Source organism: Wenzhouxiangella sp. YN1, from assembly GCF_056324145.1.
On sequence record NZ_JBJNIO010000108.1, the window covers coordinates 82773 to 92613 of the forward strand.

At 65.5% G+C, this 9841-nt stretch carries 10 protein-coding genes; 7 read left to right on the top strand and 3 right to left on the bottom strand.

Annotated features, from left to right (window positions below; genetic code table 11):
- Nucleotides 1-159 precede the first annotated feature (159 nt).
- The 4 genes from pcnB to panC are packed head-to-tail and all read left to right on the top strand — an operon-like array spanning nucleotide 160 to nucleotide 3621.
- Nucleotides 160-1431: a polynucleotide adenylyltransferase PcnB gene (gene pcnB, locus ACEWQZ_RS02710; protein WP_476481536.1), complete on the top strand. Its 1272-nt coding sequence runs from the start codon at nucleotides 160-162 to the stop codon at nucleotides 1429-1431.
- A complete protein-coding gene (gene folK / locus ACEWQZ_RS02715) occupies nucleotides 1428-1961 on the top strand; it encodes a 2-amino-4-hydroxy-6-hydroxymethyldihydropteridine diphosphokinase (RefSeq protein WP_476481537.1) in 534 nt (177 codons plus the stop codon). Before pcnB ends, folK begins: the two co-directional genes overlap by 4 nt.
- Nucleotides 1961-2767 carry a 3-methyl-2-oxobutanoate hydroxymethyltransferase gene (gene panB, locus ACEWQZ_RS02720; RefSeq protein ID WP_476481538.1) on the top strand — a complete coding sequence of 269 codons (807 nt, stop codon included), beginning with the start codon at nucleotides 1961-1963 and terminating at the stop codon, nucleotides 2765-2767. The genes folK and panB overlap by 1 nt, the downstream gene beginning before the upstream one ends.
- On the top strand, nucleotides 2767-3621 hold the full coding sequence (gene panC / locus ACEWQZ_RS02725; protein WP_476481539.1) for a pantoate--beta-alanine ligase: 855 nt from the start codon (nucleotides 2767-2769) through the stop codon (nucleotides 3619-3621). Before panB ends, panC begins: the two co-directional genes overlap by 1 nt.
- A 58-nt stretch (nucleotides 3622-3679) precedes the next feature.
- On the opposite strand, the gene ACEWQZ_RS02730 is transcribed toward panC, so the two are convergent.
- Genes ACEWQZ_RS02730 through ACEWQZ_RS02740 form a run of 3 tightly spaced genes read right to left on the bottom strand, consistent with a single transcriptional unit; the run spans nucleotide 3680 to nucleotide 5266 of the window.
- Entirely contained in the window at nucleotides 3680-4321 is a 642-nt protein-coding gene (locus ACEWQZ_RS02730; RefSeq protein WP_476481540.1) for a nucleotide-binding protein, read from the bottom strand.
- 60 nt (nucleotides 4322-4381) lie between these two features.
- Nucleotides 4382-4792 (bottom strand): hypothetical protein, encoded by a 411-nt coding sequence (locus ACEWQZ_RS02735; protein WP_476481541.1) that lies wholly within the window; start codon nucleotides 4790-4792, stop codon nucleotides 4382-4384.
- A 12-nt stretch (nucleotides 4793-4804) separates the two neighbouring features.
- Nucleotides 4805-5266 (bottom strand): YiiD C-terminal domain-containing protein, encoded by a 462-nt coding sequence (locus ACEWQZ_RS02740; protein ID WP_476481542.1) that lies wholly within the window; start codon nucleotides 5264-5266, stop codon nucleotides 4805-4807.
- Between the two features lie 75 nt (nucleotides 5267-5341).
- Here ACEWQZ_RS02740 and ACEWQZ_RS02745 point away from each other — a divergent pair, with 75 nt between their 5' ends.
- The 3 genes from ACEWQZ_RS02745 to ACEWQZ_RS02755 all read left to right on the top strand — a co-directional run bounded on the left by ACEWQZ_RS02745 (nucleotide 5342) and on the right by ACEWQZ_RS02755 (nucleotide 9643).
- Nucleotides 5342-6643: an MFS transporter gene (locus tag ACEWQZ_RS02745; RefSeq protein WP_476481543.1), complete on the top strand. Its 1302-nt coding sequence runs from the start codon at nucleotides 5342-5344 to the stop codon at nucleotides 6641-6643.
- Complete coding sequence (locus tag ACEWQZ_RS02750) at nucleotides 6640-8658, top strand: TonB-dependent receptor (protein ID WP_476481544.1); 2019 nt, start codon at nucleotides 6640-6642, stop codon at nucleotides 8656-8658. Before ACEWQZ_RS02745 ends, ACEWQZ_RS02750 begins: the two co-directional genes overlap by 4 nt.
- An 88-nt stretch (nucleotides 8659-8746) precedes the next feature.
- Entirely contained in the window at nucleotides 8747-9643 is an 897-nt protein-coding gene (locus tag ACEWQZ_RS02755; RefSeq protein ID WP_476481545.1) for a diguanylate cyclase, read from the top strand.
- Nucleotides 9644-9841 lie beyond the last annotated feature (198 nt).

The window sequence follows — 9841 nt, forward strand, 5'->3', positions numbered from 1 at the left end:
TTATTTTCCGGGTTGGCTGCCGGGCTTGCCTGCGGCCCCGGCCAGACTTGGAAGAGCTTGAGTGCAGGCAGGTGATAAACTGCATTTTAACAGCTGCGCCGTCAGAAGAACGGGCCGCAGCGACCGTCTGTACTTCACACTGAAAACGGAACGTACCCATTGTCTGATCCGGCAAGCATCATCCCCCAGAAGCGTCACGGCATTCGCCCTGAGCGCGTCAGCGTCAATGCCTGCAAGGTCGTCGAGCGATTGCAGCAGGCCGGTTATCTGGCCTACATCGTTGGCGGCAGCATCCGCGACCTGGTTCTTGGCCATCACCCCAAGGATTTCGATGTGGCGACCGACGCCACACCGGAACAGGTCGCAGAGCTCTTTCGCAACGCACGCCTGATTGGCCGGCGCTTCCGGCTGGCTCATATCCGCTTCGGGCGCGAAGTCATCGAAGTGGCAACCTTTCGCGGCAGCGGCGAGGGCGACGGCGGTGACGATCAGCACCGTGAGGTCGATCAGGGGCGGCTGGTGCGCGACAACGTGTGGGGCAGCGAGGCCGAGGACGCCCGACGCCGGGATTTCACCATCAACGCCCTGATGTATGACCCGCACACGGCCACCATCCGCGACTATGTGGGTGGCTACGACGATTTGCTCAAGCGCCGCCTGCGCCTGATCGGCGATCCGGTCACCCGCTATCGTGAGGACCCGGTGCGCCTGCTGCGGGCGGTACGCTTCAAGATCAAGCTCGACCTGGAACTCGACCCGGCCACGGCCGCGCCGATCCCGGAAATGGCCGAACTGCTTCACGACATCCCTCCGGCACGCCTGTTCGATGAAATCATCAAGCTGTTCATGGGCGGGCGCGCCTGGCCGACTTTCCAGGCCCTGGTTCGCTTCAGGCTGTGGGAGCCGTTGTTTCCGAATCTGTTTGATGATCCCGCCAGGCCTCCGGTGCTCGTCGAGCAGGCGCTGCAGAATACCGACCAGCGCGTGGCCGAGGGCAAGCCGGTCACGCCGGCCTTTCTGTTCGCGGCCTTTCTTTGGCAGCGGGTCAGTGCGCGTTCCGAGCAGCTGGTTGCCGAGGGGCTGCCGCAGGTCGAAGCGCTGGCCGTGTCCGGCGAAGAAGCATTTGCGGCTCAGGCGCAGCGGGTGGCCATTCACCGGCGTTTTTCCAGCATGGCCAAGGAGATGTGGTGCCTGCAGCCGCGCTTCGAGAGGCGGCGTGGCAAGCGCGCGTTTCGCCTGATGAGCGAGCGCCGGTTTCGCGCTGCCTACGACTTTCTGCTGCTGCGTGCCATCGAGAATCCCGAGCTGCAGGAGCTGGCTGACTGGTGGACCACTTTCCAGGAAGTCGATGGTGATGAACGTCGGGAAATGACTCGTGCAGCGCCCGGCAAGCGTCAACGGCGCAAAAAGCGTCGCAAGGCGGCCTCTTGATCGAAGCCTGGGTGGGGCTGGGCGCCAACCTGGGTGACCGGGCGGCCACGCTCGATGCCGCGCTGGCGCGGGTACATGCGCTGGCCGATGTGTCCGTGCACTGCGTTTCCGGCTTTTATTGCACTCCGCCCTGGGGCGATACGGATCAGCCCGAGTTTCTCAACGCGGTCGCCGGGCTGCGCACCCGGCTGGGGGCCGCGGCGCTGCTGCGTGAACTGCTGACCGTCGAGTCGGAGCTGGGGCGGGCGCGCAGCGATCGGCGCTGGGGGCCGCGGGTGATCGATCTTGATCTGCTGCTCTACGGCGATGAGAAAATCGATGAGCCGGGGCTGACCGTGCCCCATCCGCGACTGCATCAGCGGGCCTTTGTGCTGCTGCCGCTGGCCGAGCTGGCGCCAAAGCGGATGGTGCCCGGCCTGGATCGGGTGGATGCACTGCTGGCCCAACTGGCAGATAATGAGCGCGCCGGCATTCGACCCGGACCGCATTCGAAGTTTGAACCGTTGAAGAAAAGTATGGAGACGCGTTGATGAGTACCGCCAGCAGTCCCGTAAGCGTGCCGTCGCTGGCCACCATGAAGAGCGAGGGCCGCCCGATTGCCATGCTGACCGCCTACGATGCCAGCTTCGCCCGCCTGCTCGACGCCGCCGGCGTGGACTGTGTGCTGGTTGGCGACTCGCTGGGTAACGTGGTCCAGGGGCGTGATTCCACCCTGCCGGTCACGGTTGACGACATGGTCTATCACACCCGGGCCGTGCGCCGCGGCCTGAAGCGTCCGCTGCTGATCAGTGACCTGCCGTTCATGAGTTATCACGACCGGCCCACCGCCATGGCTGCCGCAGCGGAGCTGATGCGCGCCGGCGCGCAGATGGTCAAGCTCGAAGGCGGCCGTGCCCATGCCGACACCGTTGCCTCGATGGTGGCCAGCGGCGTGCCGGTGTGCGCTCATCTCGGCCTGACTCCCCAGCACGTTCATCAGCTCGGTGGCTATCGCGTGCAGGGCCGCGAAGAAGGCGCGGCGCAGCGCCTGAAAGACGACGCTCAGGCGCTGGCCGAGGCCGGCGCCGGCCTGCTGGTTCTGGAATGCGTCCCGGCATCGCTGGCGCGCGAGGTGACCGCGGCGTTGAGTATTCCGGTGATCGGCATCGGCGCCGGCAGTGAAGTCGACGGACAGGTGCTCGTGCTGCACGACATGCTGGGCGTTTCCGGCGGCAAGGTGCCAAAGTTCGTGCACGACTTTCTTGGCGACGGCGGCAGCGTGTCCAAAGCACTCGAGGCCTACGTCACCGCGGTGCGCGAGCGCCGCTTTCCCGGCCCGGAACACGCCTGGCAGTAATGCCGCGGGTTATCGAGTCACTGGCGGAGCTGCGCGATGCGGTTGCGCGCTTGCGTGAGAAGCGCGGTCGGGTCGGGTTCGTGCCCACCATGGGCAATCTGCATCGTGGCCACCTCGGGCTGGTCGAGGAGGCCGGCCGGCGCTGCGAGGCGACGGTGGCGTCCATCTTCGTCAACCCGACGCAGTTCGGCCCCGGCGAGGATTTCGAGGCCTATCCCCGCAGCCTTGACGCTGATCTCGAGGGCCTGGCCTCGGTTGGCTGCGATCTGGTCTGGGCGCCGCCGGTCGAGGTCATGTATCCGCTCGATGATCCGTTCATGCTGCGCGTGCCGGCAGCCCTGTCCGATTGCCTGTGCGGGCGCTCGCGGCCCGGGCATTTTGATGGTGTCGCCACCGTGGTGTTGCGGCTGTTCAGCCAGGTTCAGCCCGACCTCGCGGTCTTTGGCAAAAAGGACTTTCAGCAGCTGTTGATTCTGCGGAAAATGGCGCGCGATCTGTCGCTGCCCGTCGAGCTGGTCGGCGCGCCGATTGCGCGCGAGGCTGACGGCCTGGCAATGAGCTCGCGCAACGGCTATCTCGACGCAGGGCAGCGCGCGACTGCGCCGGCACTACACCGCGTGCTGGTCGAAACGGCCCGCGCGCTGGCCGCCGGCGAAGATTTCGCGGTGCTCAAAGAGCGTGCGATCGAAACACTCGAGAGCGCCGGATTTCGCCCGGACTACCTGGAATGGCGTTCACCCCGGAACCTGGCGCCGGCAACCCCCGGCGAACCCGGCAGATTGTTCGCCGCCGCCTGGCTGGGCAAAGCAAGGCTGATAGACAACCACCCCGTCCCCCAACCCCCTGATACTTGACACTTGGTACTCACACTTCACACTCCCCACTTCACACTTCACACTTCACACTTCACACTTACCCCTTTCCAATCGATCTTCTGCTCCGAATCCAGCCCATCAATTCCTCCCATTGCTCCCAATCCTGCCAAGCCAGATAAGGCGGCAGGTCGGAGACGCTCAGCCCCTGTTCAAAGGCGCGCACGTAGTTCATCGAATCGCGCAGGCGGCCAACGACCGGCACCCGAAAGTCATCGAGAAAGCCCGTGAGTTCGCGAAAGATGACGGTGTGGGGCTTGATGCGGTTGGCCACCAGCCCGACGCGCACCTTTTTCTCCTTGACCGGCTTGAGCGGCAGCAGCTGGTTGAGGAATCGCCAGGCCGCGCGCATGTCCACCGGTGAGGGCAACACGGGAACCAGCAGGGTTTGCGAGCGCCGAACGATGTTGCCCAGCTCCTGCCCGGAAACGGCGGCCGGTGTATCGAGCACCAGCGTGTCGGCTTCGGCGGGCGCGCGCAGCTGGCCCTTGTGGGGCTCGGCGGCAATGATCTCGGGATAATCGTCAGGGCGCAGCTCGAGCCAGTCGCCGGCCGAGTGCTGGGGATCCATGTCGCCCAGCGCCACCGCGTAGCCTTCCCAGGCCAGGGCGGCGGCCAGCGAGGTGGCGACAGTCGATTTGCCGCAGCCGCCCTTGGCGTTGACAATGGCAATGGTTCGCATCAGTCCGACCCTCCGTTTTCAGCTTGACGGCGAAGGCCCGGTCCCGGTGTACCCCGTTACTCAGTTCCGGCTTGGATCCGGCAGACCGGAGTGGAGCAGCCAGCGCCCCCGGGTTTCGTCCCAGCGCCAGACTTCGCGATGCTGAATGACGCGTTCGCGGGCGCTGTGAACATGATACATCCGAATCTGTGCGATGCGTTCCACCTGTGTGCCGTCGGCCGTGCTGTTGATCTGGCGGGGGCGGTACTCGGTGACCCGGAACTGGCGCAGGCGTTCGAGGTCCACGCTGCGAACGGGGTGTTCGGCCAGCCAGTCGGGGTGAATCATGTCCACCAGGGCGTCATGTTCGTTCCAGCGCACCATCTCCCGCCACAGGTCCATGGCCTGCTGGCGCTCGCGCTGCATCTGGCTGCCGCCGGCGCAGGCGGCCAGGGTCAACGCCATCAGAATGAAAATCAACGGCTTGCGCATCGGGGTTCCCACTCAGCTCCTGACCAGAGCAGCATACTTGGCCGCGAGCCTGGCTGCCACCTTGCCGCCGGCAAGCAGTTCGGGCTCGAGCTCCAGGCTGGCGCGACCTCGTTGTTCGAGACGGTCCAGAAAGCGCTGCTGGGCCGACGCTTCCGGCCAGCGGCAGGTGGCCCGAAAAGCCGTGTCGACCGGGGTTGAAAAGCGGATTTCGCAGCGCCCGATGACGAGCTCGGCATCGACTCCGGCGCGGCGCAGGATCAGCCGCGGCAGCGACCAGCCCGCCAGGATCATTGCGCTGGCCAGCGCCCCGCCAAAGGCCGTGCCCTTGTCGTTGATGTTCGGATCCAGCGGCAGGGCGAGCTCCACGCCGGCTTCGTCAAGGCGGCATACGCGCAGTGCCATCGCGCCGCCGAGCGGGATGTCAGTCGTAAGCGTTTTTTCCAGCCAGGCGGCTGCGTTGGCGTTTTGTTCCATGCGCACATTCTATCCGCGACGAGCGGTTACGGCGCCACGGTTTCCCGGCATGTCGGGGTGCACTAGAATGCCGGCATGCCTGCTGCCCGCAAATCAACACTGCCCTTTGTCGCCCGTACCCTGATGCCGCGGGAGGTGCGCGCCAACGCGGCCATGGCGGTGGCGCTGGGTGCGCTCGAAGGCGGCGTGGTCGGCATTGTGGTCAAGACGCAGTTCGCTGCGGTGGCCGAGCCGGTCTGGGTCAACCTGGCCGTGGCGCTGGTAGCCGGTGCGCCGGCGTTTGCCAATATGGTCAGCCTGTGGATTTCCGGCCTGGCTGAAGGGCGCGACAAGGCCGCCTGGGTGGCCGCGCTGATGGCCTTGACCAGCGTGTTTCTAGCGCTGATTGCGCTGGTGCCGACCCATCGGATCGGCCTGGTGGCCATTGCTGCCGGCATGATTGCCGCGCGGCTGTGCTGGGCCGGCGTCATTACCCTGCGCGCGGCGATATGGCGGGCGAACTTTCCGCGTCAGGTGCGCGCGCGGATCACCGCCCGGATCACCATCATCTATTCGCTGACCATTGCCGGCGTGTCCACGGTCATCGGCTTGCTGATGACCTGGTGGCCGGAGGTCTGGCGGCTGGTCTTTCCGGCGGCCGGCCTGGTCGGCCTGCTGACTGCCTGGCGCTATCAGACGACGCGGGTTCGGCAGGGGCGACGCATTCAGCACGAAGAGCTGCATCAGCGCCGCGGCCGCAGCGGCGGCCAGCTGCGCGCGGCGTTTGACATTCTGCGCACTGACCGCTGGTATCGGCGCTACATGATGACGATGTTCGTCTTTGGCAGCGGCAACCTGATGGTCATTGCCTTGCTGGTGGTGCTGCTCAACGAGCAGTTCGGCTTTGCCCGCTTCGAACAGGTGCTGATCACCACCGCCTTGCCGCTGACCACCCTGGCGGTGTTCATGCCCATCTGGGCGCGTCGTCTTGATGCCATGCACGTGCTCGACTATCGTGCCCGCCAGGCCTGGATGTTCGTGATTACCATGCTGTTGTTCATGATCGCCTCGATCAGCGGTGTTCACCAGCTGTTCTGGGCCGGCGCGCTGTCGCTGGGGGCGTCGTTTGCCGGCGGCAAGCTGGGCTGGAATCTGGGCCACAACGACTTTGCAAGCGATGATCAGTCCACGCTCTACATGGGAATTCACGTGACCCTGACCGGCATTCGCGGGCTGATTGCCCCCCTGCTGGGCGTCAGCGTTTACCAGCTGCTCGAGGCCGGCGGTACCGGCTGGGGTCGTTTTGTGCTGTTGTTTCCGTTCGCGCTCACGCTCGGCGGGGCTACCACCTTCGTGCTGCTCGCGCGCCTGCGCCAGCGGGAGCTGGCGCCGTCATGATGCTGGCACTGCTGATGACCGCTGCCCTGTCTTCGGCATCCGAGGAGCTGCCGCGCGTCGCGGTTCGCGGTCGCGACATTGCCCCGGACTCGCCGCAGGCGACGGCAACGCTTGACGAGTCCGAGCTCGAGTTGCTCCAGCCGACGCATCCTGCCGAGCTTTTTTCACGCCTGCCGGGCAGCTGGGTGACGCGCGGCAGTGGCCAGGAACACCTGACTGCCATTCGCTCGCCGATTCTCTCCGGAGCCGGTGGCTGTGGTGCGCTGCTGATACTGGAAGCGGGCATTCCCATTCGCCCCCCGGGGTTTTGCAACGTCAACAATCTTTTCGAGGTCAACCTGGCACAGGCTGAGGCGGTCAGCGTGCTGCGCGGGCCCGGTGGTATCGGCCACGCCTCCGGCGGCCTGCACGGCGTCATCGACATCACCCCGCGATCGCCGCTGACCGATCGTGAAAATCGCCTGCGCCTGGAAGCCGGCAGCAATGACTATCATCGGCTGGGCGGAGCCCTCACTGCCGAGGTCGGCACGGGCGCCTTCGGCGTTGATTTTTCCGCCATCGACGCCGGCAGCTTCCGCGTTGACGAGGCTTATGACCATCAGCTCGCCACCGTGCAGCACGCCGTGCCGGTAGCGGAAGGCCAGTGGCGCACGCTGCTCAGCGCTGCGCGACTGGATCAGGACACCGCCGGCTATATCCATGGCTACCGCGCTTATGCCGATCCCGAGCTGCGTCGCAGCAACGTCAACCCGGAGGCGTTCCGCCGGGCCAACGCCGTGCGCCTGATCAGCCGGCGCGAGTGGCGCGATCAGCAGGGTGTCGAGCACCGTTTCAGCGGCTTTGCCCGTCGCTCGAACATGACTTTTCTGCAGCACTATCTGCCGGGGCAGCCGCTGGAGCGCAATGGCCAGGTTTCGCTGGGGCTGCAGTACGACCGGGCAGCCCCTGCTGCCGGCTGGGACTGGGGCATCGATGCAGAGATTTTCCGCGGCGATCTGAGCCAGATCCAGGACGGCCCGACCGAGGGGGCGCCGCCGGTGGCTGCCATCCGCCCGGAAGGCCGGCACTATGATTATGTGGTTGATGGCCAGCGCCTGGGCGGTTATCTGGCCCGCAGCTTCGACCTGACCGAAGGCTGGCGCCTGCGCGCCGGCGCCCACGCCGACTGGATTCGCTACGACTACGACAATCGCATGGCCGCCGGCAACCGGGCCGAAGACGGTACGGCCTGCGATTCCGGCGGCTGTCTCTACAACCGGCCGACCGATCGCAGCGATGATTTTCTTGAGCTGGCTCCGGAAATCACGCTTTCCAGACCGTTGCAGAACGGGCGCGCCTGGCTGCGCATCGCCCGCGGGTTTCGCGCGCCCCAGGCCACCGAACTGTACCGCCTGCAGCGCGGCCAGGACGTGGCCGATCTCGAGCCCGAGCAACTCGATGCCGTGGAGCTGGGTATCAGTGGCCGTGGCCGGCTGAACTGGGAGCTCGTGGCTTTTTATCAGTACAAGCGCAACTACATCTTTCGCGACGGCGAGGGCTTCAACGTCAGCGACGGCAAATCGGGGCATCGCGGCATCGAGTTCTCGCTGGGCTTTTCACTGAGTGACACGCTGGATCTGGCGGCCCGCGGCAGCCATGCCACCCACTGGTATCGTTTCAATCGCGACCTCGGGGGCGAGCGGATTGTTTCCGGCCGCAGTATTCCTGCTGCTCCCGAACGCATGGCCAGCGCCAGCCTGAACTGGCGGCCCGGCAGCCGACTCCAAATGCAATTGACGGCCGAACATGTGGGCAGGTACTGGCTGGATGCGCGCAATTCAAAGCGCTACAACGGGCATACGCTGGCGCATCTTTCTGGCGTCGTTGCCCTCAACAGCCGCTGGGAGCTTGCGCTGCGCCTGCGCAATCTGTTCGATCGCCGGTACGCCGAGCGCGCCGACTACGCTTTCGGAGGCTACCGTTACTTCCCCGGCGCCGGGCGCAGCGCCTTCGTGGCTCTGGAGTGGATGCGCTGAGTCACTTTCTGCGACGGCAGGGTACACTACCGGCTGACTGGCCCGGGCACTCGCGTTCCGGTGGCCCCTTGAAGTTCGAAGCGAGATTGTGAGCAAGGAAGCAGACCGACAGCCAGCGACCGACGGCGAGACCGCCTTCGTCGGCACGACCCGCGGACGCGACGAGGGACACGAGGCCTGCCTGGTCATCATTCGCGGCGCGCGCCTGGGCTCGAGAATCGTGCCCGGTGAGGCGCCTCTGGTCATCGGCCGGGCGGTGGATGCGGATTTTCAGATCTCCGAGCGCAGCATTTCCCGCCAGCATTGCCGGATCTTTCTCGAATCCGATCGTTACTGGATCGAAGATCTGGGTTCGACCAACCATACCTGGTTGAACGATCAACAGATCCAGCGCTCCGTCCTGCGCGACGGTGATCTGGTGCGCATCAGCCAGACCGTGCTCAAGTTCGTCGACGAGGGCAATATCGAGGCCGGCTATCACTCCGAGCTGCACGAAAGCACCATTCGCGACACGCTGACCGGGCTCTACAATCGTCGACACGCCATGGCCGTGCTGGAAAAGGAGTTCGCGCGGGCGCAGCGCGACGCCGGCTCGCGCCTGGCGCTGGTCATTCTCGACCTGGACTTCTTCAAGGACATCAATGATCGCCACGGCCACCTGGCCGGCGATGGTGTTTTGCGTGAGCTGACCGCCATTGCCGCCGAGCGGGTGCGCGCCAGCGATACCCTGGCGCGGATCGGCGGCGAAGAATTCGCGCTGATCCTGCCCGATACCACCCGTGATGAGGCGCGGCAGCTGGCAGAAACCATTCGCCAATCGATCGAAAGCGAGACCTTTCGCCTGGGCGATGAAGAGCACACCATCACCCTTTCGGCCGGCGTCGCCACTTGGCAGCCCGGCATGGACAGCATCAGCGAACTGCTCAAGGCCGCCGACGGGCAGCTCTACGAAGCCAAGGCTTCGGGCCGAAACCGCGTTTGCTGAGCAGCCTCTGAAAACAGGGTGGCGCCCGCCCGTTGCGTTGATTAGCGGTCGGTTTGCTCAGGCGGCGATGCCGTAAGAAGCCAGCAACGGCTCCAGCGCCGGTTCGCGACCCCTGAAAGCCAGCCAGGATTCCTGAATCGGACGGCTTGAGCCGACTTCCAGGATTTCGCGCGCCAGCCGGCCGCCGGTTTCGGTATT

Bases quoted from the DNA above. Each gene is read 5' to 3' on its own strand.
- panB (WP_476481538.1), top strand. From the start codon at position 1,961: ATGAGTACCGCCAGCAGTCCCGTAAGCGTGCCGTCGCTGGCCACCATG.
- ACEWQZ_RS02740 (WP_476481542.1), bottom strand. From the start codon at position 5,266: ATGGAACAAAACGCCAACGCAGCCGCCTGGCTGGAAAAAACGCTTACG.
- ACEWQZ_RS02735 (WP_476481541.1), bottom strand. From the start codon at position 4,792: ATGCGCAAGCCGTTGATTTTCATTCTGATGGCGTTGACCCTGGCCGCC.
- ACEWQZ_RS02745 (WP_476481543.1), top strand. From the start codon at position 5,342: ATGCCTGCTGCCCGCAAATCAACACTGCCCTTTGTCGCCCGTACCCTG.
- ACEWQZ_RS02730 (WP_476481540.1), bottom strand. From the start codon at position 4,321: ATGCGAACCATTGCCATTGTCAACGCCAAGGGCGGCTGCGGCAAATCG.
- panC (WP_476481539.1), top strand. From the start codon at position 2,767: ATGCCGCGGGTTATCGAGTCACTGGCGGAGCTGCGCGATGCGGTTGCG.
- ACEWQZ_RS02750 (WP_476481544.1), top strand. From the start codon at position 6,640: ATGATGCTGGCACTGCTGATGACCGCTGCCCTGTCTTCGGCATCCGAG.